The following is a 25,115-nucleotide window of genomic DNA, read 5'->3' on the forward strand; positions in this document are numbered from 1 at the left end:
CTCTGGGCGACGGAGTTTGAAGATGCTGCCACAGCTTCCTGCGGATGCGCGGCTTTACCTGCGCCCCATCTGGTTCGTGCCGTCGCCCGTCGGCCTGGCCGACGGGTCGGCGGCGCGGATGGGCAATGGGTTGCTGTGGTTCCAGGCTTATGAGCTGACGGCGCGGAAGGACGGGCGGCGGGTGGCGCGGGCGACGGTGCCGGTCGCGGAATTTGCCGACGCCATTGCGGGGCTGCCCGATGCGCTGGCGGAGCGGGCGCAGCGGCTGGCGGCCAATATCTCTGCGCAGCGTCCGCCCCTGGTGCTGGGGGAACGCACCATCCGGTTCGACGCGCCGCAGGTGATGGCGATCCTGAACATCACGCCGGACAGCTTTTCCGACGGCGGCAGGCATATGGACGATCCGCAGGCGGCGGCCGATGCGGGCTTCGCCATGGCGGCGGCGGGGGCGGCGCTGATCGATGTGGGCGGCGAATCCACCCGACCCAGGGCGCCGCGCCTGTGGGAAGGGGATGAGATCGCCCGCGTCGTGCCGGTGATCGAAAGGCTGGCGGCGGCAGGGGTTCCCATGTCCATCGACACCCGCAAGGCGGCGGTGATGGAAGCCGCGCTGGCGGCGGGAGCGGCGGTCGTCAATGATGTGAGCGCGCTGCGGCATGATCCCCGCGCCATGGAAGTGGCGGTTGCGGCGGGGTGCCCCGTCATCCTGATGCATGCGCCGTCGGCCGGGGACGATCCGCACGACAATGCCGGGGGTTATGGCGATGTCGTGGCCGATGTGTTCGACATGCTGGAGGCGCGGGTGGACGCCTGTCTGGCGGCGGGGGTACCGCGCGGGAAGATCATGGTCGATCCGGGATTGGGCTTCGGCAAGTCGCTGGGCGACAATCTGGCGCTGGTGAACGGGCTGGCGACGTTGCAGGGGCTGGGCGTGCCGCTGCTGTTCGCGGGCAGCCGCAAGCGCCTGATCGGGGCGCTGTCGAACGAGGCGCCGGCGGCGGAGCGGCTGGGCGGATCGGTGGCCCTGGTCTTTCGCGCCGCTGAACTGGGCGCGCAGATGGTGCGGGTGCATGATGTCGCGGAAAGCGTTCAGGCGCTGCACCTCTGGCGCGGTCTGGCGGATGCGGGCTTGGGCGCGGTTTAGAGCATCGTGCGGAGAAAGGGGAGGCGGTTTAGGCCTTGCCGGGAGGGGCCCCGCTCAGGCCGTGGCGGAGGCCGTTCGGCCTATCGCAGCCAGCCTTTCGCCCGATAGGCTTCGGCAGTGGCCTTCAATCCCTCTTCCGTCGGCACCCGGGGCACCCACAGCTTTTTGGGCGGTTGCCTGCGCTTCGTCACGACCCAGTCGGGGTGGCAGAAATAGCTGACCCGGTCGGGCGTCAGCCTGGCGTTCCTGCCGCGCACCAGCCGGTCGAGCCGCGCGCCCATGCCCAGCAGCCAGGCGGGCGTCGCGAAGGTCCGCACCGGCCGTCCGACGGCGCGTCCGATCGCCTGCGCAAAGTCCATATGGTCCCAGCCGCCGGGCGTGCCGTCATCGACCTCATAGACATGGGTCAGGCTCTTCATGTCCTTTTCGACCGCCAGCGTCAGGAACAGACGGGCGAGGTCGCCCACCTCGATCACCGACAGGCGTCCGCCGGGCGGCATCAGCATGATCCCGCGCCGGGCCATGCGGAACAGTTCCAGCATCTCCCGGTCGCCGGGGCCGTAGATGGCGGGCGGGCGGATGATCGTCCAGTCGAGGCCGCTTGCCTTCACATGCCGCTCCGCCAGTTCCTTCGACCAGCCATAGTCCGACAGTTCCGGTTCCCGCGCCGAAAGCGAGGAGACGTGGATCAGCCGCTTGACCCCGCGATGCCGCATCGCGTCGACCACCGCCATGGTGCCGCGCGCATTGCCCGTTTCGAAGCCTTCGCGGTCGGGCGCGTTCACCACGCCGGCGATGTGGATCACCACATCGGCGTCGCGCACCAGCGTGTTGAGCGCCGCCCGGTCCTCCAGCGCGCCGGGCACCCATTTGAGATGGGCGCGCGGCGGCTGCGCCCGGCGGGTGATGGCGCTGACATGATGTCCCGCCGCCAGAGCCTGATGGAGCGTTTCGGCGCCGACGAAACCCGTCGCGCCCGTCATCGCAATGCGCAGGGACATGGGATCAGACCATCGCCATATGATCGCGGTGGACCAGCACGGAGCGGGGCAGATGCCCCAGCAGCGCGGCGATGTCCTCGCTGCGCTTGCCGGCGATGCGGGAGGCTTCCTCGCTGTCATATTCGATGAGGCCGCGGGCGATCACCCGACCATCCTCAGCCAATATGTCGACCACGTCGCCGCGGGCGAAGATGCCATCGACCCGCGCCACGCCGGCCGGGAGCAGGCTGTTGCCGCGGCCCAGGGCCGCCTCCGCCCCCGCATCGACCACGATCCGCCCGCGCACGGTGAGGCGGCCGGCGAGCCAGCCCTTGCGCGCGCCCCTGGCCTGTGCGGCGAGGAAGATCGAGCCCTTGCCGCCATCGGTCCAGTGCGACAGCGGCGAGTCCACCTTGCCGGAGATGATCGCCAGATGCGCGCCGGCCCCGGTCGCGATCCGCGCCGCCTCGATCTTGGAGGTCATGCCCCCCGATCCCATGCCCGAGGCGGAGCCGCCGTCCGCCATCCCGGCGATGCGCGCATCGATGCGCTCGATTGTCTCTATCAGCATGGCGTCCGCATCGACATGCGGGTTGGCGGTGTAAAGCCCGTCGACGTCCGACAGCAGCACAACTGCGTCAGCCCGTGCCGCCTGTCCGATGCGCGCCGCCAGCCGGTCATTGTCGCCGAAGCGGATTTCCGCCGTGGCGACGCTGTCATTCTCGTTCACGACCGGCACGACGTCGAGCGCCATCAGCCGTTCCAGCGTGGCCGACGCGTTGAGATAGCGGCGGCGGTTTTCCAGATCGTCCAGCGTCACCAGCATCTGCGCGGCGGTGATGCCCCTTTCGTGGAGCAGGCTGGCCCAGCATTGCGACAGCGCGATCTGGCCGGTGGCGGCGGCCGCCTGCGCGTCTTCGAGCGAGCCGCGTCCGCCCTTGGGCAGTTTCAGCCGCCGCGCCCCCAGGGCGATGGCGCCGGAGGAGACGATGATGATCTGCTGGCCCGCAGCCTTGCGCGCCGCGATGTCGGCCACCAGCGTGCGCAGCCAGGATTGGCGCACCTCGCCCTTCGGATCGACGAGCAGGGCGGAGCCGATCTTGATGACCAGGCGGCGGATTTGCGAAGGAGGGAAGCCGGAGAGGGAAGAAGTCATGAAGCGGTCCGAATGCGCTCCTCCCCTGCAGGGGAGGGGTTGGGGTGAGGAGGCAAGGCGGGGGAAGCCCTATCCGGCCAGCCCCCATCCCCGACCCCTTCCCTGAAGGGGAGGGGAGGAGTTACAGTGGCGACCACGGCTTCTCGTCTTCTTCTGTCCCATCCTCATCATCCTCGCCGGGCTGGTCCAGCAGCGGCAGCACCGCGTCCAGCAGGGCCGGCACGCCTTCGCCGGTCGCGCCGGAGATGATGAACACATCGTCCACCCCGGCCTCGTCCCGAAGCTGGCCGGCAATGTCCTCCATCAGTTCCGGCCCCAGCAGGTCGCCCTTGTTGAGCGCCACGATCTGCGGCTTTTCGTCCAGCCCGCCGCCATAGGCCGCGAGTTCATCCTGCACGATGCGGAACTGTTCGACCGGGTCGTCGCCGGTCGCGTCGATCAGGTGCAGCAGCACGCGGCAGCGTTCGACATGGCCCAGGAAGCGGTCGCCTATGCCGGCGCCCTCGGCCGCGCCCTCGATCAGGCCCGGAATGTCGGCCAGGACGAATTCCCGGTCGCGATGCAGCACCACGCCCAGTTGCGGCTTGGTGGTGGTGAAGGCATAGGCGCCGACCTTCGCCTTGGTGTTGGTGACCTGGTTGATGAAGGTCGACTTGCCCGCATTGGGCATGCCCACAAGGCCCACATCGGCCAGCAGCTTCAGCCGCAGCCACACCCACATTTCCTGCCCCGGCCAGCCCGTGCCATGCTGGCGCGGGGCGCGGTTGGTGCTGGTCTTGTAGGACAGGTTGCCGCGCCCGCCGTCGCCGCCGCGCAGCAGCACGACGCGTTGCCCGACCTGCGTGAAGTCGGCGAGCAGTTCCTGTTCATATTCCATCGTCCCGTCCTCATCCTCCGTGCCGTCGACGGGCGTGGGATCGGACAGGATCTGCGTGCCCACCGGCACCTTGATGACGAGGTCTTCGCCGCCGGCGCCATAGCGGTTCTTGCCCGCGCCGGGCATGCCGCGCTGCGCCTTGAAATGCTGGGTGTAGCGGAAGTCGATCAGGGTGTTCAGCCCGGCCACCGCCTCGAAGATGATGTCGCCGCCCTTGCCGCCGTTGCCGCCGTCGGGACCGCCATATTCGACATATTTTTCGCGCCGGAAACTGACCGCGCCGGGACCGCCCCAGCCGGACTTGATGAAAATCTTCGCTTGATCAAGAAAATGCATCGCGCGCCCATAGCGGTTTATGCGGCGGAATTAAACAGGCGCGCGGCAAAAGCGGCCGCTTGCCCGAAAAGCGGCCGGCGCCGGAGAAGGCGGCGCCGTGCCGCCATCCCCGGCAGCAGGGATCAGGCCGCCAGCGCGGGCAGCGAATCCCCGTAGAGATCGGTCGACGAATCCGTCATCATGGGGCTGGCGCCCGCCTGTCCGGAGGCGCCTTCCTCGAAGACCAGGCAATCCGCCGCCGCGCCCCGGCCCAGGCTGAAGCGCCTTTCCATCCGGCCGGCATAGCGGAAGCCGAGCTTGCGCAGGACGTTGCCGGATGCCGGATTGTCCACGAAATGGGCGGCGCGCACATCGCGGACGCCCGAGGCGCGGGCCATGAGCATGACGGCGCTGGCCGCTTCGGTCGCGAAACCGAGTCCCCAATAGGGGCGGGCGATCCAATAGCCCAGCTCCACCCTGCCATCCGCCGCTGCATGGAGGCCGCAGCCGCCGACAAGGCGCGGCGCGCCCTTGGTGCGGGTGAAGGCAAGCAGGCTGGGCAGGCGCGGGTCCTGCGGCTGGGCCAGGAACGCCTGCGCATCGGCCTGGCTGTAGGCGGCCGGTGCGCGGGTCAGGTTGCGCAGGACGGCCGCATCGCCGATCGCTTCGGCAAGGACCGGCGCATCTTCCATCCAGCCGGGCCGCAGCAACAGGCGGGGGGTACGGGCGAACATCGAAAGTCTCCTAATCTCCGGCGCGCCAATGACCGCGAAAAGTTACGGCTTGACGACTATCTTCTCTGGCTGGGCCCCGCCCGCACGACGCGCGAGAAAGCGAGGGGTTCCAGAGAGTTGAGGGAAATTCAGGGGAGACGCCCGTCGACACGAAAAAGGGGCGCTCCCGGATGGGGCGCCCCTTGTTTCCCTCGAACTCTGGCGGTGTGACCAAAGTCGTTCCGCCAGGAGGATCGCCCCGATTGCGAGGGACGATCCGTCATCGATCGTCCGTTATTCGGCTGCTTCGGCCAGTGCGTCGACCGACACATATTTGCGGCCGAGCTTGCCGGTGTGGAATACCACGCGGCCTTCACCCAGCGCGAACAGCGTGTGGTCCTTGCCCATGCCGACATTGCGGCCAGGATAGACGCGGGTGCCGCGCTGGCGAATGATGATGTTGCCGCCGATCACTTCCTGACCGCCGAACTTCTTCACGCCAAGGCGCTTCGATTCCGAATCGCGACCGTTGCGCGACGAACCGCCAGCTTTCTTATGTGCCATGACTTAAACTCCTCGTGACTTTGCTGCGGCTCAGGCGATCGACACGATCTTGAGGATCGTGTGATTCTGGCGGTGGCCGTTGCGACGACGGTAGTTGTGCCGGCGGCGCTTCTTGAAAACGATGACCTTCTCGCCCTTCGCCTGCGCGACGATTTCGGCGGCGACGGTCAGCTTGGCTGCGTCCTTCACGTCGCTGCCTTCGCCGGCGAACAGGACGTCATCCAGGGTCACCTTGTCGCCAGCCTCACCGGCCAGCTTCTCGACGACGATCTTGTCTCCGGCGGCGACGCGATACTGCTTGCCGCCCGTGCGCACGACTGCGAACATGGCTCTTCTCTTCTCGTTCAAATCTGCTTTACGCAGATCGTCGAGGGACAATGCCCTGTTGGACCCGCGCGGGAATGTGGCCCGCTACTGGAATGACTCGCCCATGTCAACCGGCAAGCGCGGCATTCGGGGCTGGTTTTTGGCCTTGCGCGTCCCTATCTTGGCGCGGCGAAAGGATAGCATCACGCATGACGCCAGCGCCATACAGGAATGAAGCACTGGCCGCCCGGCTGCTGTTCATCCTGACCCTGTGGCTGTCGATCGGCGTGGCCCTGCTGAGCGCGCTCGCGCCACTGGGGCCGCCATCCAGCCGGTTCACCGGCTCCGCCTTCAACCCGGCCACCACCGCCGTGGTGTTGAAGGCCCGCGCCCATGCGACCCCTGTCGCCGCGCAGGCCATCGAGCCGGATGGCGACGGGCGGGCGCCGTTTCCGGCGCTCGCCATGAGCGGGCCGATGGCCATCGCGATGCTGCCGGACGTCGTCCTGCTGCGCGCCGGCGACCGATTCTCTCCCGCCTTCGTTTCTTTCCCGTCCTTCCACCTGCTTTCCCCCCGGCGGGCGCGGGCGCCCCCGGTCCTTTCCTGACGCATCGCCCTCAGGGCGGCCGTTCCAGGCCGCCATCAGGAAAAAGGAGCCTCTTCATGACCCGCAGAAGATCGAGACGCGGCAGCACGGGGTCGTCCCGCCGCCGTCCGCCATGGTGGTTCATGCCGGCCGTCATGGCGGGACTGGGCGCGGCCGGCGCGCTGTTGTCGGCGGCGATGCTGACCGTCGCTGAATGAATATGATATGCCGCCGATGGAGGGCGTTCCTCCATCGGCGGTCAGGGAAAGACACTCCATGCCCCATCACACGCCCCTGATCGGAACGATCGTCGCGGGCCTTGTCGTCGCCTTCGTCATGGGCGCCATCGCCCATCGCCTGAAATTGTCGCCGCTTGTCGGCTATCTGATCGCCGGGATCATGGTCGGGCCGTTCACGCCGGGCTTCGTCGCCAATGCCAGCCTGGCCAATGAACTGGCGGAGATCGGCGTCATCCTGCTGATGTTCGGCGTCGGCCTGCATTTCTCCCTGCGCGACCTTCTGTCGGTGAAGAACATCGCGGTGCCCGGCGCGCTGGGCCAGATCGCGGTGGCGACGCTGATGGGCATGGGCCTGGCGCATGTCATGGGCTGGCCGCTGCTGGGCGGGCTGGTCTTCGGCCTGGCGCTGTCGGTGGCGAGCACCGTCGTGCTGCTGCGCGCCCTGCAGGGGGCGGACCTGGTGGAAACGCGCCGGGGCCGGATCGCCGTCGGATGGCTGATCGTCGAGGATCTGGTGATGGTGCTGGCGCTGGTGCTGCTCCCCGCGCTTGCCGGGGTCATGAACAATGCCGATGCGGCGGGCGGAGCCAATGCCGGGGCCTTGCTGGCGCCGCTGCTGGGCACGCTGCTGAAGGTCGCGGGCTTCGTCGCGCTGATGCTGGTGGTCGGCCGCCGCGTCATTCCCTGGGCGTTGCACTGGGTCGTGCATAGCGGATCGCGCGAGCTGTTCCGCCTGGCCGTGCTGGCGATAGCGCTGGGCGTCGCGTTCGGCGCGGCGGTGGCGTTCGACGTGTCCTTCGCGCTGGGGGCGTTCTTCGCCGGCATGATCTTGGGCGAGACGCCGCTCAGCCGCCGCGCGACGGAGGAGACGCTGCCGCTGCGCGACGCCTTCGCCGTGCTCTTCTTCGTTTCCGTCGGCATGCTGTTCAATCCGGCGGTGCTGGTCGAGCAGCCGCTGCCGTTGCTGGCCACGGTGGCGATCATCATCGTCGGCAAGTCGATCGCCGCCTTCGCCATCGTCCGCGCCTTCGGCCATCCGGGCGACACGGCGCTCACCATCGCGGCGAGCCTGGCGCAGATCGGGGAATTCTCCTTCATCCTCGCCTCCTTGGGGACGGGACTGGGGGTCTTGCCGGCCGAGGCGCGCGACCTGATCCTTGCGGGCGCGATCGTTTCGATCTTCCTCAATCCGCTGATCTTCTCCCTGATCGTGCGCGGGCACAAGCAGGAGGAGGTGGAGGAAGAGGCGCAGGCCCAGAAGGCGAAGGCCAAGCCGCGCATCGGCCATGTCATCCTGGTCGGCTATGGCCGGGTGGGGAAGCTGATCGCGGATCGGCTGGCCGAGAAGGGCGCGCATTTCGTGGTGATCGAAGCCGATTCCGACCGGGCGGAAGAGGCGGAGGAGGCCGGCCTTACCGTGGTGCGGGGCAGCGCGCTGGAGGACCGGCATCTGCGGGCGGCCGGCATAAACGAGGCGCGGCGGCTGCTGATCGCCGTGCCCGAAGGGTTCGAGGGCGGCGCGATCCACGAACATGCGCGCCACCTCAATCCCCATCTTCAGGTCATCGCCCGCGCCCATTCCGATGCGGAGGTCAGGCATCTGGAGGGGCTGGGCGTGCCCCATGTGGTGATGGGGGAGCGGGAACTGGCGGCGCGGATGCTGTCGCTCTGCGGGGCGGGTTAGGGTGTTGACGGAGCTTGGTCGATCGATGCGAAGGCATTCTAGAGCATCGTGCGCAAAAGTGGGAACCGGTTTTGCGCTTAAAAGGATGCGACAACAAAAGCTTGGAGCGTGCGGCCTGCGTAGGATTTAACGCAGCGCGCTCTAACCGTTGCCCAATCCGTCGAGGAACCGTGCCGCCTGTTTCCTGAGGGCGGCGCGGTCCTCCACGCTCATCCGGTTCCAGTTGCGATAGGGCATGGCGAGGCGCGGATTGCGCGCCAGCTTCCGCTCGTTGCGGGCCAGAAAGTCCCAGTAGAGCGCGTTGAAGGGGCAGGCGTCCTCGCCAAGGCGCTGCTTCACGTCATAGCGGCACCGGCCGCAATAATCCGACATGCGGTTGATATAGGCGCCGCCCGCCGCATAGGGTTTCGACCCCAGCAGGCCGCCGTCCGCGAACAGCGCCATGCCAATGGTGTTGGGCATTTCCACCCATTCATAGGCGTCGGCATAGACCTCCAGATACCAGACATGCACCTGCACGGGGTCGATCCCGGCGAGCAGGGCGAAATTGCCGGTGATCATCAGTCGCTGGATATGATGGGCGTAGGCGTGGTCGATGGTCTGGCCGACCGCCCGGGCCATGCAGTGCATGTCGGTCTTGCCCGTCCAGTAGAAGCCGGGCAGGTCGCGCTTCGCATCCAGCGCGTTGCGGCGGCCATAGCCGGGGCCTTCGTGCCAATAGACCCCGCGCACATATTCGCGCCAGCCGATGACCTGCCGGATGAAGCCCTCCGCCGCGTTGAGCGGGACCCTGCCGGCGCGGTATCGCCCCTCCACCGCCCGGCAGAGCGACAGCGGGTCGAGCAGTCCGGCGTTGATATAGGGCGACAGGACCGAGTGCCAGAGGAATGGCTCATCGGTCAGCATCGCGTCCTGATAGTCCCCGAAGCGGGGCAGGGCGTGATCGAGGAAATGGTCCTGCTGGCGTTGCGCATCCTGATGCGTGACGGCGAAGTGGAAATGGTCGAGCGAGCCGATATGATCTGAAAAACGCGCCGCGACCAGCGCCAGCACGTCCTGCGTGATCGGGTCGGGGCGGAAGCGGAGCGGCTGCGGCATCAACAGGTCGCGCGGGGGCGGCGGTTTTCGGTTTTCCGCGTCGAAATTCCACTGGCCGCCTTCGGGTTCGCCCTCTTCCGTCAGCAACAGCCCGGTCCTGCGGCGCATGTCGCGGTAGAAAAATTCCATCCTGAGCTGCTGGCGCGCCGCCGCCTAGGCATCGAATTCGGCATGGGAGCAGAGGAAGCGGTCATCCTCATGGATGGTGACGGGGATGCCGAAGCGGCCTTCCCATTCCTCCAGCATCGCGCGGACGCGCCATTCGCCGCCCTCCGTGACGTGGATCGCGGAGGGACGGTGGCGTGCGATGGCGCGGGCGACCTCCCCGGTGAAGCTGCCGCTGTTTTCCGGCTGGTCGAGCTTCACATAGTCGACCGTCCATCCGAGCGCTCTCAACCGATCGGCATGATGGCGCATGGCGGAGAGGATGAAGGCGATCTTGGCCTTGTGATGGCGGACATAGGTGGTTTCGTCCGCCACCTCCATCATCAGCAGGATGCTGTTTGCCGGGTCGGCGTTCCGGAGCGACGCGATGCCGGGCGTCAGCTGGTCGCCGAGGATCGGGATGAGGAGGGGGGCAGCCATGGCTTTTCAATGCATGAAGGGCTGCCCGGCTCCCGCCCGGTCAACCGCGGGGCTTGCGGGGGCCAGCCTTGCGCGGGCCGCCCTTGAACGGCCGCGCGCCATAGGCGGGCCTGGGGCCGTGCCCTTCATTGGGGCGACCCTTGCCGCGCGGGCCGCCGTCGCGCCGGTTTTCGCGCGCCATTTCGCGGGGCTTGCCCTCGATCTGCTCGATCGCGACTTCGGCGCCCTCGTCGCTGGCCTGGCCGGTGCGCTTTACTGCGCCGACGAACTTCGCCGCGATGGCGGAAGGGATTTCGAACATCGTTTCATTGGCGGCGATGCGGATCGCGCCGATTTCCTGCCGCGACACATGGCCGCGGCGGCAGATGAGCGGCAATATCCAGCGCGGATCGGCATTCTGGTTGCGGCCGATGTCCATGCGGAACCAGACCGTATCCTCAAACCCCGGACGCGGTCCGTCGCGGCGGGCGGGCGCTTCGCTGGCGTCCAGCAGCTCCTCCGGCGCGGGAAGGGCGGCGCGGGCGCTCTTCACCAGCATGGCGGCGATTTCCTTGGGCGATTTTTCGGCCAGCAGTTCGGCGCCCAGCGCCCAGTCCTGCTCGTCCAGCTCGGCGCGTTCCATCAGCTTCTCGCGCAGGCGGGCATTGTCCTGTTCCTGGATCGCTTCCCGGCTGGGCGGGGTGCCCCATTCGACGGGAATCTTCGCGCCGCGCAGCATGGATTCGACCCGGCGGCGGCGCGGATAGGGGACGATCAGCACGGCCGTCCCCTTCTTGCCGGCGCGGCCGGTGCGGCCGGAGCGATGCTGCATCGTTTCCGCGTCGCGCGGGATTTCGACATGGATGACGAGGCTGAGATTGGGGAGGTCGATGCCGCGCGCCGCGACGTCGGTCGCGACGCAGACCCGCGCGCGGCGGTCGCGCAGGGCCTGCAGCGCGTGGTTGCGCTCATTCTGGCTGTGCTCGCCCGACAGCGCCACCGCCGCGAAGCCGCGCTCCGTCAGGCTGGCGTGGAGGTGGCGGACATTGTCGCGGGTGGCGCAGAAGAGGATCGCCGTTTCCGCCTCATGATAGCGCAGCAGGTTGACCACCGCGTTTTCGATGTCGGCGGGGGCGACGGTGACGGCCTGATAGCTGATGTCGCCATGGCCGCGCTCGTCGCTGACGGTGGAGATGCGCAGCGCGTCCTTCTGGTAGCGCCTGGCCAGCGCCACGATCGGCTTGGGCATGGTGGCGGAGAAAAGGAGCGTGCGGCGGCCCTCGGGCGCCCCGTCGAGGATTTCTTCCAGATCCTCGCGGAAGCCCATGTCGAGCATTTCGTCGGCTTCATCGAGCACCACCGTCCTGATCGCCGACAGGTCGAGCGCGCCGCGTTCGAGATGGTCGCGCAGGCGGCCCGGCGTGCCGACGACGATATGCGCGCCGTGGGAAAGCGCGCGGCGTTCCTTGGCGGCGTCCATGCCGCCGACGCAGGTGGTGATGCGGGCGCGCGCCTCGCCATAGAGCCATTCCAGTTCGCGCGCGACCTGAAGCGCCAGTTCGCGGGTCGGCGCGATGGCGAGGGCCAGCGGCTGGGCGGCGACGGGCAGGCGGTTCTGTTCGCCCAGCAGTTCGGCGGCCATGGCGAGGCCGAAGGCGACCGTCTTGCCCGATCCGGTCTGCGCCGAGACGATGAGGTCGCGGCCTTTGGCTTGCGCCTGGGTGACTTCGGCCTGGACCGGGGTCAGGCTTTCATAGCCCTTTCGCGTCAGCGCGTCGGACAGGAGGGTGGGGAGATGTTCGAAAGACATTATATTTTCCATCGGTAAAGCGACCCGCCATTCCCGACGGATACGAAGGTGACCTCAATGCGCTCCGGGGGGTTTTTGGAGCCGGGGTGCAAGGTCATGCACCCCGAAGTTCACACCGTTGCCGGGCGAGTCCGCCTAAGGTCACGGTGTCTGGTGATCGCGTTATAACATGCATGCCTGTCCTCCGTTCGCCCTGAGCTTGTCAAAGGGGCTTTTTTCTTTCCTTCAGGAAAAGAAGAGGGCTTCGACAGGCTCAGCCCGAACGGGTGAGAGGGCGTTTTATGGTGCCAAGTCTCTAAAAAGCGAAAGCCTCCTTCCCCGCATGGAGGAAGGAGGCTCCCCTATCTGTTTGTGCGTCGGATCAGGCCGAAGCGACTTCCGCCACGTCGACCTTCACGCCCGGGCCCATCGAGGACGACAGGGCGATCTTGCGGACATATTTGCCCTTCGAACCCGACGGCTTCGCCTTGACGATGGCGTCGACGAAGGCGTCGAAATTCCTGCGCAGGTCTTCGGCCGAGAAGCTCGCCTTGCCGAGGCCGGCATGGATGATGCCCGCCTTTTCGACGCGGAATTCGATCTGGCCGCCCTTGGCGGCCTTGACCGCTTCGGCGACGTTCGGGGTGACGGTGCCCAGCTTCGGGTTCGGCATCAGGCCCTTGGGGCCCAGAACCTTGCCCAGGCGCCCGACCAGACCCATCATGTCGGGGGTGGCGATCACACGCTGGAAGTCGATATTGCCCGCCTGGATCGATTCGAGCAGGTCTTCGGCGCCCACCACGTCGGCGCCGGCGGCGGTCGCGGCTTCAGCCTTGTCGCCACGGGCGAACACGGCGACGCGGACGTCCTTGCCGGTGCCGGCGGGCAGGGTGACGACGCCACGGACCATCTGGTCGGCGTGACGCGGATCGACGCCCAGGTTGATCGCGATTTCGACGCTTTCGTCGAACTTGGCGGTCGCATGGGTCTTGATCAGGCCCAGCGCCTCATCGACGCCGTGCAGCTTTTCGCGGTCAACGGCAGCGGCCAGGGCCTTCGCCTTCTTCGTCAGCTTTGCCATGGTCTTAGCCCTCCACCACTTCGAGGCCCATCGCGCGGGCGGAGCCTTCGATGATCTTCGTCGCTGCGTCGATGTCGTTCGCGTTCAGGTCGGCCATCTTGGCCTGCGCGATTTCGGCGAGCTGCGAGCGCTTGATCTGTCCGGCGGAAACCTTGCCCGGCTCCTTCGAACCCGACTTCAGGTTGACGGCCTTCTTGATCAGGTAGGTGGCGGGCGGCTGCTTCGTGACGAAGCTGAACGAACGGTCCGCATAGACGGTGATGATGGTCGGCAGCGGGGTGCCCTTTTCCATCTTTTCCGTCGAGGCGTTGAACGCCTTGCAGAATTCCATGATGTTCACACCGCGCTGACCCAGCGCCGGACCGATCGGCGGCGAGGGGTTGGCGGCTCCAGCGGGCACCTGGAGCTTGATATAGCCCGTAATCTTCTTGGCCATTTTCACTCACTCTGTTGCTGGGCGTGCCCGAAGGCGCGCCCGGTTCAAGTTTAGCGGTATTGACGGATCACCGGAGCGATCCTCCCGCACTTTCCCTTGTCGTCATGCCAGCGGAAGCTGGCATCTCAGGCCGCAAGGGAACGGCCTGGGGCACGAGATCCCAGCTTTCGCTGGGATGACGTGAAAATCACTTCGACAGTTCGACCTGTTCGAAGTCCAGTTCGACCGGCGTGGCGCGGCCGAAGATCGACACCGACACCTTGACCCGGTTCTTTTCGAAATCCAGTTCCTCGACCGTGCCGTTGAAGCTGGCGAAGGGGCCGTCCAGCACCTTGACGCTGTCGCCGATCTCGTAATCGACGTTGATCTTGTGCTTGGGCGCGGCTTCGGCCGCCTTCTGCGCGCCGAAATAGCGGGCGGCCTCCGCCTCGCTGATGGCCTGCGGCTTGCCGCTGGACCCCAGGAAACCCGTCACCTTCGGCGTGTTCTTGACGAGATGGTAGATGTCGTCGTTCATCGCCAGCTTGGCGAGGACATAGCCGGGCATGAACTTGCGCTCGACCTGCACCTTCTTGCCGCGCTTCACCTCCGTCACGGTCTCGGTGGGGACTTCCACCTGCTCGACCAGCTGGGAGAGGCCCATGCGCTCGGCTTCGGACAGGATCGATTCCTTGACCTTGTTCTCGAAGCCCGAATAGGCGTGGATGATGTACCAGCGCGCCATGTTATCCTGTCAAACTCCCAGTTTCGTCGTCAGGCCTGTCCGGCGGCGAACGCCAGCAGCCACTGGACGATCGCGCCGAAGAAGGTGTCGATGCCGAAGAAGAACAGGCCCAACAGCGAGGTCATGATGACCACCATCACGCCGGTCATGATCGTTTCGCGGCCCGTGGGCCACACGATCTTCGACGCTTCGGTCTTCACCTGATTGACGAATTCGCCCGGAGAAACCTTCGCCATCGCCCGCACCAAATCCTTCCAACAAACACCAAAGCGCGAAGCAACAGTCCGCCCTCCCGATCCCGCCCTGTTCGGCGTCCGGGGGTGCGGCCGCGCTCCGCGACCCATGCTTCGTCAAGCACAGCTAGCCGCGAACCCCCGATATTTCAAGGTTTCGCGGCCAGTTCGCTTGGCAGGAGTGGAGGGACTCGAACCCCCGGCATTCGGTTTTGGAGACCGACGCTCTACCAACTGAGCTACACTCCTGCACTGGCCGGGGCCAGCGAAGGAGGGCGCTTTAGCGTGGCCCGCCGGGGAGAGCAAGCGGGAAAACCGAGAGCATGTTCCGATTGGATGGAATCGGAACATGCCCTCGATTTTCCCTGCCTGCGGTGATTTCCGAACCTTGGAATGGGCCATTTCACTGGAGATCGCCCTAGAGGAAATTTCCCCCCTTCATGATCCTGCGCACGCGGCCCTGCACGGGCATGCGGTCGAACGGCGTGTTTCCGGCCTGGGCGGCCATCTTCCCCGAATCCACGATCCACGGCGCGTCCGGATCGATGAAGATCAGGTCGGCGGCGCTGCCTGCCGCGAAGCTGCCGCCGTTGACGCCCAATATCCTTGCCGGATTGGCGCTGAGCAGGGTCATCAGCCGGTTGAGCGTCACATGCCCGTCCCGCACCAGGTTGAGCGACAGGGCGAGCAGCGTTTCCGCGCCGGCCATGCCGGGGGCGGCGTCCGCGAAGGGCAGGCGCTTGTCCTCCGGCCCGCGGGGGTCGTGGCTGGACGTGATGACGTCGACGGTGCCGTCCGCGACCGCTTCGATCGCGGCCTTCCGGTCGTCCTCTGACCGCAGCGGCGGAGAGAGGCGCGCGAAGGTGCGGAAATCCGTCACCGCATTGTCGGAGAGGAAGAGATAGGCCGGGCTGATGCCGCAGGTGATCCTGAGGCCATCCGCCCTGGCCGCGCGGATCAGGTCGAAACCCGCCCGGGTCGTCACCAGCCGGAAATGGATCGCGCCGCCGGTCACCCGCGCCAGCATGATGTCGCGGGCGATGGCCATCGCTTCGGCGCAGGCGGGCGCGTGGGGCAGGCCGAGCCGCGTCGCCGTTTCGCCGCTGGTCGCCACGGCCTTGCCCGCAAGGCCGCTATCCTCCGCATGGGTGATGACGGTGAGGCCAAGGCCCGAGGCATAGGACAGCACGCGCATCATCACGCCGGAATCGGCGATCCACTGGCGTCCGGTGCCGACCGCCTTCGCCCCTGCGGCCTGCATCATGCCGATCTCCGCCAGCTCGGCCCCCTTCAGGCCGCGGGTGGCCGCCGCGATGGGGTGGACCCAGAAGTCGGGCTTGCCCGCCCGCGTCGCCTGGCGGATGAGGCCGGCATCGTCCAGCGGGGAGGATTGATCGGGCATCAGCGCGGCGCGGGTGATGCCGCCGAAGTGGAAGGCCGGCTTGTCGGTGGCGAAGACGCCGAGGTCGACGAGGCCGGGCGCGACGACGAGGCCCGCCGCGTCGATGGTTTCGGCGCCGGCCGGTATCGCGGCATCGCCTGCCGCCGTGATGCGGTCATCCTCGATCAGGATGACGCCGGTGGCGAGGTCATTGCCTGCGGGGTCGGCCAGCTTTCCGTTGATGATGGCGAGTTTGGTCATTTCGGATTCACCTTGCGGCCAATGCCGTCAATCCCCCTGCCTTGCGTTTTGGGATGGGGCGGGAGATGGGTCCCCGCCTTCGCGGGGATGACGGGTGAGGGGGCGGGGATGACTGAGGAGCGGGCGGACGTGGCGAAGGAACGGGCGGGGATGACGAGAGAGGGGCTCGTCATGCCCAACCCTCCACGCCGCGCGCGCCTCTGGTCAGCACGTCCAGGCAGGCCATGCGGATGGCGACGCCCATTTCCACCTGCTCCGTGATGGCGGAGCGTTGCGGGTGATCGGCGACGACGCTGGCGATCTCCACGCCCCGGTTCATCGGGCCGGGGTGCATCACCAGCGCGTCGGGTCTGGCGATGGCCAGCCGTTCCGGCGTCAGTCCGTAGAGCATGTGATATTCGCGCGGGGAGGGGATGAAGGCGCCGTCCATCCGTTCATTCTGGAGCCGCAGCATCATGACGACGTCCGCGCCCTCCAGCCCTTCGTCCATGCGGGTGTAGGGCGTCGCGCCCAGCATCTCGACCTCCGGCGGCATCAGCGTCGGCGGGGCGACGGCGCGGACCTGCGCGCCGAGGGCCGCGAGGCAGAGCATGTTCGAGCGCGCCACCCGGCTGTGCAGCACGTCGCCGCAGATCGCGACGATCAGCCCTTCGAACCCGCCCTTGCGCCGGCGGATGGTAAGGGCGTCGAGCAGGGCCTGGGTCGGATGCTGGTGCCAGCCGTCGCCCGCGTTCAGCACCGGGCAGTCCACCTTGTCCGCGATCAGCGCGACCGCGCCCGAACTGGCGTGGCGGATGACGATCACGTCGGCGGCCATGGCGTTGAGCGTCATGGCGGTGTCGATCAGCGTCTCGCCCTTCTTCACGCTGGATTGGCCGGCATGCATGTTGACGACGTCGGCGCCCAGGCGCTTGCCCGCGATCTCGAAGGACAGCAGCGTGCGCGTGCTGTTTTCGAAAAAGGCGTTGATCTGGGTCATGCCGGCGAGCCGGTCGTCATGCTTGCGCGCGCCGCCCCGGTTGCTCCTGGCCCAATGTTCCGCCTCATCGAGGAGGAAGCGGATTTCCCATGGCTTGAGGTCCGCGATGGAGAGCAGATGCCGATGCGGGAACAGCGCCCGGCCGGTCAGGTCGCCCCCTTCAAGATCGGACTGGGTGGAGGAAACGGGGATGTCGGGCATGAGCCGACGCTTTAGGCGAGGGTGGGGAAGAGGGCAAGTATGCTCCCCTTCCTGCGCGGCAGGTTCAGCCCCGTCCGAGCCAGCGGCCCAGCAGCGCGCCGTCCTTCATCACCTCCCGCGCGGCATTGTGGCCGGGCGCGCCGGTCACGCCGCCGCCCGGATGGGTGCCCGCGCCGCACATGTAGAGGCCCTTCAGGGGTCCGCGATAGGCGCCGTGGCCCAGGACCGGGCGCGCCGCCCAGAGCTGGTCCAGGGTCATGTTGCCATGCATGATGTCGCCGCCGACCAGCCCGAATTTCCGTTCGAGGTCGAGCGGGGAGAGAATGTCCCGCGCGATCACCGATCGGGCGAAGCCGGGCGCATGGGCGTCGACCGTGGCGACGATGCGATCCGCCGCCGCCTCCCGCTCATCGTCCCAACGGCGTCCGTCGGGCAGGACCGGCGCGAATTGCTGGCAGAAGAGGCTGGCCACATGGCAGCCGGCCGGGGCGAGGCTTTCGTCCACGGTCGAGGGGATCAGCATCTCCACGATCGGCTCGCGCGACCAGCCTTCGCGCTTCGCGTCCATATAGGCGCGGTCCATATAGTCGAGCGTGGGCGCGATGATGATGCCCGACTGGTGATGTTCGCCCATGCCGGGCAGGCAGGTGAAGTCGGGCAGGGACGACAGCGCGACATTCATGCGGAAGGTGCCCGACGCCGTTTTGAACCCGCGGATGCGCCTCAGGAAATCCGGCGGCAGGTCGGCGGGGTCCATCAGCCGCTCGTAGAGCAGTTTCGGTCCGACATTGGCGATGACGGCCCTGCCCATCACCTCCTCGCCGCTTTCCAGCCGGACGCCCACGGCGCGCCTGCCGTCGACCAGCACGGATGCGACCGGCGCCTCCAGGCTGATTTCCACGCCCAGGCCGCGCACCACCTGCGCCATGATCCGGGTGATCGTGCCCATGCCGCCGACGCTGTGGCCCCAGGCGCCCTTCTTCCCGTTCACCTCCCCGAAGACATGGTGCAGCAGCACATAGGCGCTGCCCGGCGCGTCGGGGGAGGCATAGTTGCCCACGATCGCGTCGAAGCCGAAGGCGGCCTTCACCGCCTCGCTCTCGAACCAGCCGTCGAGGAAGCCGCGTGCCGAGCGGGTGAACAGTTCCAGCACGTCGCGCTGCTGTTCCAGCGTCAGGCTGCCGATCCGCCGTCCCTGCCGGAGCGCGGCGGCGATCATCGCCAGCCCGTCGCCCGCATTGGGCGGCGCCTTCAGCGTCATGTCGCGCAGCAGGTCCGCCACCACCTCCAGCGCGTCATAATAAGGGGGGAGGGTGGCGGCGTCTTTCTGGCTGAACTTCGCGAATTCCGCCTGCGTCCGCTCCAGCCCGCCGCCCAGCTTCAGATAGCGGCCGTCCGGCTGGGGGAAGAAATTGCTGATCGGCCGTTCGAGCACGCGATAGCCATGTTCGGCCAGCCGCATGTCGCTTATCACCTTGGGGTGGAGCAGGCTGACCGTGTAGCTTGCCACCGAATTGCGGAAGCCGGGGTGGAACTCCTCCGTCACGGCGGCGCCGCCCACGATGGCGCGCCGTTCCAGTATCCGCACCCGGTAGCCGGCCCGCGCCAGATAGAAGGCGCAGACCAGCCCGTTATGCCCGCCGCCGATGATGACCGCGTCATAGGCCCCGGTCATGCCGCCCGGCTCCATCCCGGGGCCGGGGCGCGATGCAGCCGCGCCTGCGGAATGATCCGCCGCATCCGCGCGCAGAAATGGCGGAGCGCCACCTCCTGCGTCGACAGGGGGCCAACGGTGAAGCTGTCCGAGGAAAGGCCCGCCTGCACCCGGTCCAGCAGGGCGCTGTCCTCCGCATTCACCCGCCGGTTGATCCGCCAGTTGAGGTAGCGGGCGGCCTTCATTTCCCGCCGCTCGTCAGGAATCGCATAGGGAATCTCCCTGATCAGCGATCGGGTGGGGGACAGCGGCAGCCACTGCATGAAGTCCACCTGGTCGGGATATATGTCGAAGGCGATATTGGGCCACAGCCTGAAATAGGTCCAAAGCCGCTGCCGCTCATCCCCCAGATGCGGTATGCGCGGCAGGAAATGCTGATAGGCGCGCTCGGAGGGGTTGGAGGAGGGCTGGCGGAGGATCGGCCCGCACATCCGGTCGGCATGGGCGCCGGCTTCCACCCGATAGCCCTCCCCCATCAGGCGCCGCAGTCCGGGATGCGCGACCGAAATATGCAGCCCGTCCGAATAATTGTCCCCGATGATCTTCCAGTTCACCGCGCGGGGCCGCAGCGTCATGCGCCCCATGGCCCTCAAGTCCGCGAAGCGATAGGCCGCGATCTCCTGACCATGGGGCGCCATCATCTCCGCGACGCGGGGGCCGCCGTCATCCTCCAGCCTGACGAAGAGAAAGCCGTGGAAATCCTCGACCTCCACGGCGTGGAGCCCATGGCGGGCGGGGTCGAAGCCGTAGCCGGCCTTCAGCGGCACCCCGGTCAGGCGGCCCCGGTCGTCATAGGTCCAGCCATGATAGGGGCAGGTGAGCTTCCTGGCGCAGCCCGCGGCGGCGTCCACGATCCGCGCGCCGCGATGGCGGCAGACATTGGCGAAGGCGCGGATGACGCCGTCCCCGCCCCGGATCAGGATGACGCTTTCCCCGATATAGTCCAGCGTGCGGAAATCGCCGGGAGCGGGAATGTCGCTTTCATGCGCCACGATCTGCCAGGAGGGGCGGAATATCCGGCGCAGCTCCAGCTCGAAAAATTCGGGATCGCGATAGGTCCATGCCGGCAGGCTCCATGCCGCATCCGGGTCCGCCAGTTGCCCGCCTTCCTCCACTATCCCGCCCCCCACCCCAGCCGATAGATTTTACGTATGTATAACAACCTCGTTTTTCCGGCAATGGCGGCGGTCGGGCCTGTCCTAAGCCGTTCTTTCCGGCACCTCGCCCCAGTCGGCCAATATGCTGTCCCGGCTGGCCACCGCCTCCCACGGAAAGACGAACCAGTCCTTCGTCGCGTCCCGGTCGATCGTTTCCGCGCGATAGTCCACCGTGGCGGCGGACCGGATATTGTCGATCAGGACCGCGAAGCGCACCCCTGCGGCGGGAGCGGCCGCCAGGGCATTGCGCACGGCATTGATCGTCCGTCCGCTGTCGTTGATGTCGTCGACGAACAGCAGCGTTTCGCCTGTCGCTGCGCGCTGCGCCAGGCCGGCCAGCAGCGCCTCTCCGAAATCGGGCAGCTTCGCCGACAGGTCGACCGACAGCATGGCGAGGCCGGTCGCATGGCTGAGATAGGTGGCGGGCACCAGGCCGCCGCGTCCGATGCCCACCAGATAATCGGGCCGCCATTGCGACGCCGCCAGGGCGCGGGCCAGCGCATCGATCTGGGCCAGGAACGCATCCATGGTGACGGGGGTCAGGATCGGCTGGCCCATCGCGTCAGCCCGCCGCCGCCAGACGGGTTTCGGCATCCGCCGCCGCGCCGTAGCGGCGGGCGAGGAAGGCGCAGGCCATCAACTGTATCTGGTGGAACAGCATGACCGGCAGCAGGATCGGCCCCACCGCACTGGCGGGGAACAGCACCCCGGCGATGGGCACGCCCGACGCCAGGCTTTTCTTCGATCCGCAGAATTGCAGCACGATCGCGTCCTCCCGCGACAGGCCGAGCAGCCGTCCCAGCAGGAAGGTGAAGACCAGCACGACGACCAGCATGGCGATGCAGATCGCGGCCAGCAGCAGCAATTCGCCGCGCGACACCTTCTGCCACAATCCTTCCACCACCGCCGCGCTGAAGGCGGAATAGACCACCAGCAGGATCGATCCGCGATCCACCCGCCCCAGCATCGCCCTGTGCCGGCTGACGAAGCCGCCGATCCATGGCCGGGACAGGTGGCCGATGACGAAGGGCAGCAGCAGTTGCAGCACGATGTCCTCGACCGAGGAAAGCGAGATCAGGCCGCCCGTCCCGTTTTTTTCCATCGTCAGCGCGACCAGCAGCGGCGTCAGGACGATGCCCAGCAGGTTGGAGAAGGATGCGCTGACCACCGCCGCCGCGACATTGCCCCGCGCAATGGCGGTGAAGGCGATCGAGGATTGCACCGTTGAGGGCAGCAGCGTCAGGAACAGCAGCCCCGCCCGCATCGAAGGCGGGATCGCCGCCGCCTGCTGAGTCGCCAGGCCGATCAGGGGAAAGACCGCGAAGGTCGTTCCCAGGGTCGCCAGGTGCAGTTTCCAGGCCCGGGCGCCGTTCCAGATCGCCTCCCGCGACAGCTTGGCGCCGTGCAGGAAGAAAAGCAGGACGATGCCCGCATCGGCCGCCGCCCCGGCCAGGCCGGCGGCTTCCCCGCGGGCGGGCAGCAGGGAGGCGAGCGCCACCGTGCCGATCAGCAGCAGCAGGAAGGGGTCCAGTATCTCGCGCAGGCGTTGCATGGGTCGCCTTTAGGCAGGATGGACGGAAAAGGATAGACGCGCTCGTGCCGATGCGCCAACAGTCGCGACGAACCAAGAGGCCCGCGACACGGCGACATCCGTGACAAGGGCGGAAGAACAGCAAGGAGACTCCGGTCGTGAGCGAAGGGATAGCCATTGTCGAAAATCAGGGCGTCGTCGAAATCCACATCGACCGGCCGGAAAAGAAGAATGCGCTGACCGCCGACATGTACCGCACCATGACCGCCGCGCTGGCCGACGCATCCGCGCGGGACGGGATCGGCGCCGTGCTGTTCGCGGGCAAGGGCGACGCCTTCTGCGCGGGGAACGACCTTAAGGATTTCATGTCCGGTCCGCAGGGCGGGGAAGCGGCCTTCGCCTTCATCCGCGCCATCGCCGCCTTCGACAAGCCGGTGGTCGCCGCCGTGCAGGGTCTGGCCGTGGGGGTGGGGACGACCATGCTGTTCCATTGCGACTTGGTCTATGCGAGCCCCGACGTGCGGTTCATCATGCCCTTCGTCAATCTGGGGATCGTGCCGGAGGCGGGCTCCAGCCTGCTGGCGCCGGCCATATTGGGCTATGCCAAGGCGGCGTCGATGCTGCTTCTGGGCGAGCCGATGGATGCGCAGACCGCCGACCATGCGGGTTTCGTCACGGCGATCGTCCCGGCAGACGCGCTGCTGGACCATGCCCGGCAGAAGGCGGCGTTGCTGATGACCAAGCCGCCCCAGGCGCTTGCCGCGACGCGCCGGCTGATGAAGGGCGACCCGGCGGCGCTGAACCAGCGGATCGAGGAGGAGGCGCGCCTGTTCCAGCAGACGATGCAATCCGCCGAGGCGCAGGAGGCGTTCGCCGCCTTCTTCGAGAAGCGCGCGCCGGTGTTCCGCCGCTAGAGCGCGCTGCGTTAAATCCTGCGCAGGCCGCGCGCGCATCGTGCACAAAACCGGTTCCCGCTTTTGCGCACGATGCTCTTAGCGTCCCGCCGCTGCGGAGGATTCCGCTATGGCTGCATCGGATCGGCTGCGGGTCGGCTGCTCCCGGCGCGCTCTAAGGCTTGCCGAAGCGGATTTCGCTGACGATGACGGCGGCGACCACCAGCGCGCCGCCCAGCAGGGCGCTGGCGGGCAGGCGGTCGCCCGCGATCCAGCCGATCAGGCCCGCCCAGACGGGCTCTCCGGCATAGATCAGCGTTGCACGGGTGGCCGACACGCTGCGCTGCGCCCAGTTCATCACCAGCTGGATCAGCGCCGTCATCAGGCCCAGCCCGCAGGCCGACAGCATGACGATCCAGTTGATGGGCGGGACGGCCTCTCCGGCCGGAATCATGCAGGCGAAGGCGAGCAGGGATGTCACCGCCAACTGGATGAACGTCACCCGCGCCACATCGACGCGGCCCGCCCAGAGGCTGATGAAGATGATCTCCAGCGCGATGGCGAGCGTGCTGATGAGCGTCAGCGCCTCCCCCCGGCCGAGCGACAGCCCGTCCCGCGGCGCGGCGATCAGCAGCAGTCCCGCAAAGGCCAGCGCCACGCCGATCCAGCTTGCAAGGCGCGGCCGCCTGCGCAGGACGATCCATTGCAGGATGGGGACCAGCGGCACATAGGCCGCCGTGATGAAGGCGGAGGTGCTGCTGGGGATCGTCCGCAGGCCCCAGGTCTGGAGCGTATAGCCGGTGAAGATGCCGCAGCCGATCATCGTCCCCGCCAGCCATTCCCGCCGCGTGACGCCGCGCAAGACCGGCAGGGCGAGGGGGAGGGCGATCAGCGCGGCGGTGCCGAAGCGCAGTCCGACGAAGAACAGCGGTCCGCTGTGCCGCATCGCCTGATGCACGATCAGGAAGGTGCCGCCCCACAGCAGGGTGATGCCGATCAGCGCCAGTTCCGGGCGCCCGATCATCAGCCGGGAGGGGGTTTGGGGTGCGGCGCCGTGCATGCCGTCGCTGGTGCTGCGGATGGCCGCTCAGGTCAAGCGCCGCTCCCCTCCGGTCGGCGGGGCGCGGCGTTTTTTCCGATCCCTTTCCCCAGTTCTTTTCCGTGCCGTCAGTCGTTGCGGATGTCGTTGCCCGCGCGTTCCATCGCCGCGCCGACATCCCGCTTTGCTTCGCGCGCCTCCCGCTCCGCATCGCGGGAGGCATTGTCCATGGCCGCGCCGAGGCGGCCGGAACCTTCGTCTATCGCATTGCCCGCCTCGTCCAGACCCCGGTCGAGCCTGTCGCCCGCCCGGTCGACCGTATTGCCGACGTCGCTGCCGATCGCGGAGCCGGCATTTTCCAGATTGTCGGCCGCCTTTTCCGAACAGGCCGATGCGCCGAGGACGGTCAGCGCCGACATGGCGGTCAGGAATGATGTGCGCATGGGTTCACCCTTATCTTGCCTTCAACAAAGAGCAGATAAGCGCCCCTGCGGCGATAAGGTTGCGCAACGATCCTTCACCGGCCGCGCAGGCCGAACACCATGGACCGGTCCTGATCGGGAATCAGCCCCTCCAGCACGCGCCAGAAGCCGGTGACGGAGCCCTGCCCCGCCTGGGCGTAGGCGGCGGCCATCTTTTCCCGCAGGGCGCGGAACAGGTCCGCCTCCAGCGCGACGCCGGCCGGGCTCAGCCGCAGCAATTTCTGCCGCCGGTCGCTGGCGCCTTGCCGGGTTTCGATATAACCCTGCTCGATCAGGTCGTTGAGCACGCGGCCCAGCGACTGCTTGGTGATGGCGAGCAGGCGCAGCAGGTCCTTGACGGTCAGGTCGGGCTGGCGCGAGATGAAATAGAGGGCGCGGTGATGCGCCCGGCCCAGCCCCTGCGCGACGAGCCCTTCGTCGATCGAGCGGGTCAGCGCGGAATAGCCGAAATAGAGCATCTCTATGCCGCGCCGGATCTCATCCTCGCGCAGGAAAAGCGGTGAAGCGGGCGCGATCTGGGATGTCGGGACGGGGGATGGGGAATGGGGCGCGGACATGCCGGTCGGTTCCAGGCTGAGAGGAAAGGGCGCGCGCATATTGGCGGTTCCGGAAAATAATGACTAGGCTTTCCTTTCGCGCAACAGGCGCTATATGGCGGTCCGCGCCGGCGATGTCCGGGCGATGCTGGGGCGTAGCCAAGCGGTAAGGCAGCGGTTTTTGGTACCGCCATGCGCAGGTTCGAATCCTGCCGCCCCAGCCAGCGTTTTGCCTACTTATCCACAGGGCATTCCGCAGTTCATTCCGCACTTTTGCCTGCCCTTCTTTCCAGTTTTGCTACCGCCGACCGGCTAAGATTTGCGGTCATAGCCTGATAGGTATCGAGCATTTGGTTTACGGTCGTGAGGGTCCAGCCGAGCCAAGATGCGATCTCCGATGGCGTGCATTCGGCCTCCGCGAGAGTGGTGCAGGCGGTGCCGCGCAAGTCGT

General features: G+C 67.3%; 25 protein-coding genes, 2 tRNA genes and 1 pseudogene. 6 read left to right on the forward strand and 22 right to left on the reverse strand.

Going from position 1 to position 25,115, the window contains the following annotated elements; genetic code table 11:
- The first annotated feature begins 22 nt into the window (after positions 1-22).
- Positions 23-1,144: a dihydropteroate synthase gene (gene folP, locus EGM87_RS00435; protein WP_061940802.1), complete on the forward strand. Its 1,122-nt coding sequence runs from the start codon at positions 23-25 to the stop codon at positions 1,142-1,144.
- Between the two features lie 80 nt (positions 1,145-1,224).
- Here the strand turns inward: folP and EGM87_RS00440 are convergent, their stop codons facing one another.
- From EGM87_RS00440 to rplU, 6 genes are all read right to left on the reverse strand, one after another.
- Positions 1,225-2,145, reverse strand: a complete 921-nt coding sequence (locus tag EGM87_RS00440) for an NAD-dependent epimerase/dehydratase family protein (protein WP_025551603.1) — start codon at positions 2,143-2,145, stop codon at positions 1,225-1,227.
- A 4-nt stretch (positions 2,146-2,149) separates the two neighbouring features.
- Positions 2,150-3,280, reverse strand: coding sequence for a glutamate 5-kinase (gene proB / locus EGM87_RS00445; protein ID WP_025551605.1), 1,131 nt, complete (start codon positions 3,278-3,280; stop codon positions 2,150-2,152).
- 121 nt (positions 3,281-3,401) lie between these two features.
- Positions 3,402-4,493 carry a GTPase ObgE gene (gene obgE / locus EGM87_RS00450; RefSeq protein WP_137709334.1) on the reverse strand — a complete coding sequence of 364 codons (1,092 nt, stop codon included), beginning with the start codon at positions 4,491-4,493 and terminating at the stop codon, positions 3,402-3,404.
- A gap of 122 nt (positions 4,494-4,615) precedes the next feature.
- The gene (locus tag EGM87_RS00455) at positions 4,616-5,206 is read right to left on the reverse strand and encodes a GNAT family N-acetyltransferase (protein WP_137709333.1); all 591 of its coding nucleotides are present in this window, start codon (positions 5,204-5,206) and stop codon (positions 4,616-4,618) included.
- A 273-nt stretch (positions 5,207-5,479) separates the two neighbouring features.
- Positions 5,480-5,749, reverse strand: coding sequence for a 50S ribosomal protein L27 (gene rpmA, locus EGM87_RS00460; protein WP_022683124.1), 270 nt, complete (start codon positions 5,747-5,749; stop codon positions 5,480-5,482).
- A 30-nt stretch (positions 5,750-5,779) separates the two neighbouring features.
- Complete coding sequence (gene rplU / locus EGM87_RS00465) at positions 5,780-6,076, reverse strand: 50S ribosomal protein L21 (RefSeq protein WP_007683601.1); 297 nt, start codon at positions 6,074-6,076, stop codon at positions 5,780-5,782.
- Positions 6,077-6,264: 188 nt separating this feature from the next.
- On the opposite strand from rplU, the gene EGM87_RS00470 reads away from it, so the two are divergent.
- The 3 genes from EGM87_RS00470 to ybaL are packed head-to-tail and all read left to right on the forward strand — an operon-like array spanning position 6,265 to position 8,565.
- A complete protein-coding gene (locus EGM87_RS00470) occupies positions 6,265-6,663 on the forward strand; it encodes a hypothetical protein (protein ID WP_253719106.1) in 399 nt (132 codons plus the stop codon).
- Positions 6,664-6,719: 56 nt separating this feature from the next.
- The gene (locus EGM87_RS00475) at positions 6,720-6,860 is read left to right on the forward strand and encodes a hypothetical protein (RefSeq protein ID WP_165363323.1); all 141 of its coding nucleotides are present in this window, start codon (positions 6,720-6,722) and stop codon (positions 6,858-6,860) included.
- Between the two features lie 58 nt (positions 6,861-6,918).
- Positions 6,919-8,565 (forward strand): YbaL family putative K(+) efflux transporter, encoded by a 1,647-nt coding sequence (ybaL, locus tag EGM87_RS00480; RefSeq protein WP_025551612.1) that lies wholly within the window; start codon positions 6,919-6,921, stop codon positions 8,563-8,565.
- Between the two features lie 141 nt (positions 8,566-8,706).
- Here ybaL and EGM87_RS00485 read toward each other — a convergent pair.
- The 13 genes and pseudogenes from EGM87_RS00485 to EGM87_RS00545 all read right to left on the reverse strand — a co-directional run bounded on the left by EGM87_RS00485 (position 8,707) and on the right by EGM87_RS00545 (position 21,735).
- A pseudogene (locus tag EGM87_RS00485) lies at positions 8,707-10,248 on the reverse strand (cryptochrome/photolyase family protein).
- A gap of 40 nt (positions 10,249-10,288) precedes the next feature.
- Positions 10,289-12,037 (reverse strand): DEAD/DEAH box helicase, encoded by a 1,749-nt coding sequence (locus tag EGM87_RS00490; RefSeq protein WP_137709332.1) that lies wholly within the window; start codon positions 12,035-12,037, stop codon positions 10,289-10,291.
- Between the two features lie 361 nt (positions 12,038-12,398).
- A complete protein-coding gene (gene rplA, locus EGM87_RS00495; RefSeq protein WP_044661677.1) occupies positions 12,399-13,097 on the reverse strand; it encodes a 50S ribosomal protein L1 in 699 nt (232 codons plus the stop codon).
- Between the two features lie 4 nt (positions 13,098-13,101).
- A complete protein-coding gene (gene rplK, locus EGM87_RS00500) occupies positions 13,102-13,533 on the reverse strand; it encodes a 50S ribosomal protein L11 (RefSeq protein WP_044661678.1) in 432 nt (143 codons plus the stop codon).
- A 187-nt stretch (positions 13,534-13,720) separates the two neighbouring features.
- A complete protein-coding gene (nusG, locus tag EGM87_RS00505; protein ID WP_007683610.1) occupies positions 13,721-14,257 on the reverse strand; it encodes a transcription termination/antitermination protein NusG in 537 nt (178 codons plus the stop codon).
- 29 nt (positions 14,258-14,286) lie between these two features.
- Positions 14,287-14,493 (reverse strand): preprotein translocase subunit SecE, encoded by a 207-nt coding sequence (gene secE, locus EGM87_RS00510; RefSeq protein ID WP_025550848.1) that lies wholly within the window; start codon positions 14,491-14,493, stop codon positions 14,287-14,289.
- Between the two features lie 170 nt (positions 14,494-14,663).
- Positions 14,664-14,739, reverse strand: a tRNA-Trp gene (locus EGM87_RS00515).
- 169 nt (positions 14,740-14,908) lie between these two features.
- Positions 14,909-16,132, reverse strand: coding sequence for a dihydroorotase (locus tag EGM87_RS00520; protein ID WP_137709331.1), 1,224 nt, complete (start codon positions 16,130-16,132; stop codon positions 14,909-14,911).
- Between the two features lie 169 nt (positions 16,133-16,301).
- The gene (locus EGM87_RS00525; RefSeq protein ID WP_025550847.1) at positions 16,302-17,312 is read right to left on the reverse strand and encodes an aspartate carbamoyltransferase catalytic subunit; all 1,011 of its coding nucleotides are present in this window, start codon (positions 17,310-17,312) and stop codon (positions 16,302-16,304) included.
- 64 nt (positions 17,313-17,376) lie between these two features.
- On the reverse strand, positions 17,377-18,987 hold the full coding sequence (locus EGM87_RS00530) for a phytoene desaturase family protein (RefSeq protein WP_137709330.1): 1,611 nt from the start codon (positions 18,985-18,987) through the stop codon (positions 17,377-17,379).
- The gene (locus EGM87_RS00535; RefSeq protein WP_410483102.1) at positions 18,984-20,156 is read right to left on the reverse strand and encodes an aromatic ring-hydroxylating oxygenase subunit alpha; all 1,173 of its coding nucleotides are present in this window, start codon (positions 20,154-20,156) and stop codon (positions 18,984-18,986) included. The genes EGM87_RS00530 and EGM87_RS00535 overlap by 4 nt, the downstream gene beginning before the upstream one ends.
- Before the next feature lie 69 nt (positions 20,157-20,225).
- Entirely contained in the window at positions 20,226-20,741 is a 516-nt protein-coding gene (locus tag EGM87_RS00540) for a phosphoribosyltransferase (protein WP_137709699.1), read from the reverse strand.
- Positions 20,742-20,745: 4 nt separating this feature from the next.
- A complete protein-coding gene (locus EGM87_RS00545) occupies positions 20,746-21,735 on the reverse strand; it encodes a bile acid:sodium symporter family protein (RefSeq protein ID WP_061936797.1) in 990 nt (329 codons plus the stop codon).
- Positions 21,736-21,872: 137 nt separating this feature from the next.
- On the opposite strand from EGM87_RS00545, the gene EGM87_RS00550 reads away from it, so the two are divergent.
- Positions 21,873-22,628, forward strand: a complete 756-nt coding sequence (locus EGM87_RS00550) for an enoyl-CoA hydratase-related protein (protein ID WP_025550838.1) — start codon at positions 21,873-21,875, stop codon at positions 22,626-22,628.
- Between the two features lie 154 nt (positions 22,629-22,782).
- Here EGM87_RS00550 and EGM87_RS00555 read toward each other — a convergent pair whose 3' ends face one another.
- The 3 genes from EGM87_RS00555 to EGM87_RS00565 all read right to left on the reverse strand — a co-directional run bounded on the left by EGM87_RS00555 (position 22,783) and on the right by EGM87_RS00565 (position 24,685).
- The gene (locus EGM87_RS00555) at positions 22,783-23,667 is read right to left on the reverse strand and encodes a DMT family transporter (RefSeq protein WP_137709329.1); all 885 of its coding nucleotides are present in this window, start codon (positions 23,665-23,667) and stop codon (positions 22,783-22,785) included.
- 107 nt (positions 23,668-23,774) lie between these two features.
- Positions 23,775-24,089, reverse strand: a complete 315-nt coding sequence (locus EGM87_RS00560; RefSeq protein ID WP_048577121.1) for a hypothetical protein — start codon at positions 24,087-24,089, stop codon at positions 23,775-23,777.
- Positions 24,090-24,163: 74 nt separating this feature from the next.
- Entirely contained in the window at positions 24,164-24,685 is a 522-nt protein-coding gene (locus tag EGM87_RS00565; RefSeq protein WP_137709328.1) for a MarR family winged helix-turn-helix transcriptional regulator, read from the reverse strand.
- Positions 24,686-24,813: 128 nt separating this feature from the next.
- On the opposite strand from EGM87_RS00565, the gene EGM87_RS00570 reads away from it, so the two are divergent.
- Positions 24,814-24,888, forward strand: a tRNA-Gln gene (locus EGM87_RS00570).
- The last annotated feature ends 227 nt before the right edge of the window (positions 24,889-25,115 follow it).

The sequence above is a fragment of the Sphingobium sp. RSMS genome, from assembly GCF_005406185.4.
GTDB lineage: Bacteria > Pseudomonadota > Alphaproteobacteria > Sphingomonadales > Sphingomonadaceae > Sphingobium > Sphingobium fuliginis.

What these genes read in the sequence shown, in the direction of transcription:
- folP (WP_061940802.1), top strand. Translation starts at nt 23, where the DNA reads ATGCTGCCACAGCTTCCTGCGGATGCGCGGCTTTACCTGCGCCCCATC.
- EGM87_RS00440 (WP_025551603.1), bottom strand. Translation starts at nt 2,145, where the DNA reads ATGTCCCTGCGCATTGCGATGACGGGCGCGACGGGTTTCGTCGGCGCC.
- proB (WP_025551605.1), bottom strand. Translation starts at nt 3,280, where the DNA reads ATGACTTCTTCCCTCTCCGGCTTCCCTCCTTCGCAAATCCGCCGCCTG.
- obgE (WP_137709334.1), bottom strand. Translation starts at nt 4,493, where the DNA reads ATGCATTTTCTTGATCAAGCGAAGATTTTCATCAAGTCCGGCTGGGGC.
- EGM87_RS00455 (WP_137709333.1), bottom strand. Translation starts at nt 5,206, where the DNA reads ATGTTCGCCCGTACCCCCCGCCTGTTGCTGCGGCCCGGCTGGATGGAA.
- rpmA (WP_022683124.1), bottom strand. Translation starts at nt 5,749, where the DNA reads ATGGCACATAAGAAAGCTGGCGGTTCGTCGCGCAACGGTCGCGATTCG.
- rplU (WP_007683601.1), bottom strand. Translation starts at nt 6,076, where the DNA reads ATGTTCGCAGTCGTGCGCACGGGCGGCAAGCAGTATCGCGTCGCCGCC.
- EGM87_RS00470 (WP_253719106.1), top strand. Translation starts at nt 6,265, where the DNA reads ATGACGCCAGCGCCATACAGGAATGAAGCACTGGCCGCCCGGCTGCTG.
- EGM87_RS00475 (WP_165363323.1), top strand. Translation starts at nt 6,720, where the DNA reads ATGACCCGCAGAAGATCGAGACGCGGCAGCACGGGGTCGTCCCGCCGC.
- ybaL (WP_025551612.1), top strand. Translation starts at nt 6,919, where the DNA reads ATGCCCCATCACACGCCCCTGATCGGAACGATCGTCGCGGGCCTTGTC.
- EGM87_RS00490 (WP_137709332.1), bottom strand. Translation starts at nt 12,037, where the DNA reads ATGTCTTTCGAACATCTCCCCACCCTCCTGTCCGACGCGCTGACGCGA.
- rplA (WP_044661677.1), bottom strand. Translation starts at nt 13,097, where the DNA reads ATGGCAAAGCTGACGAAGAAGGCGAAGGCCCTGGCCGCTGCCGTTGAC.
- rplK (WP_044661678.1), bottom strand. Translation starts at nt 13,533, where the DNA reads ATGGCCAAGAAGATTACGGGCTATATCAAGCTCCAGGTGCCCGCTGGA.
- nusG (WP_007683610.1), bottom strand. Translation starts at nt 14,257, where the DNA reads ATGGCGCGCTGGTACATCATCCACGCCTATTCGGGCTTCGAGAACAAG.
- secE (WP_025550848.1), bottom strand. Translation starts at nt 14,493, where the DNA reads ATGGCGAAGGTTTCTCCGGGCGAATTCGTCAATCAGGTGAAGACCGAA.
- EGM87_RS00520 (WP_137709331.1), bottom strand. Translation starts at nt 16,132, where the DNA reads ATGACCAAACTCGCCATCATCAACGGAAAGCTGGCCGACCCCGCAGGC.
- EGM87_RS00525 (WP_025550847.1), bottom strand. Translation starts at nt 17,312, where the DNA reads ATGCCCGACATCCCCGTTTCCTCCACCCAGTCCGATCTTGAAGGGGGC.
- EGM87_RS00530 (WP_137709330.1), bottom strand. Translation starts at nt 18,987, where the DNA reads ATGACCGGGGCCTATGACGCGGTCATCATCGGCGGCGGGCATAACGGG.
- EGM87_RS00540 (WP_137709699.1), bottom strand. Translation starts at nt 20,741, where the DNA reads ATGGGCCAGCCGATCCTGACCCCCGTCACCATGGATGCGTTCCTGGCC.
- EGM87_RS00545 (WP_061936797.1), bottom strand. Translation starts at nt 21,735, where the DNA reads ATGCAACGCCTGCGCGAGATACTGGACCCCTTCCTGCTGCTGCTGATC.
- EGM87_RS00555 (WP_137709329.1), bottom strand. Translation starts at nt 23,667, where the DNA reads ATGCACGGCGCCGCACCCCAAACCCCCTCCCGGCTGATGATCGGGCGC.
- EGM87_RS00560 (WP_048577121.1), bottom strand. Translation starts at nt 24,089, where the DNA reads ATGCGCACATCATTCCTGACCGCCATGTCGGCGCTGACCGTCCTCGGC.
- EGM87_RS00565 (WP_137709328.1), bottom strand. Translation starts at nt 24,685, where the DNA reads ATGTCCGCGCCCCATTCCCCATCCCCCGTCCCGACATCCCAGATCGCG.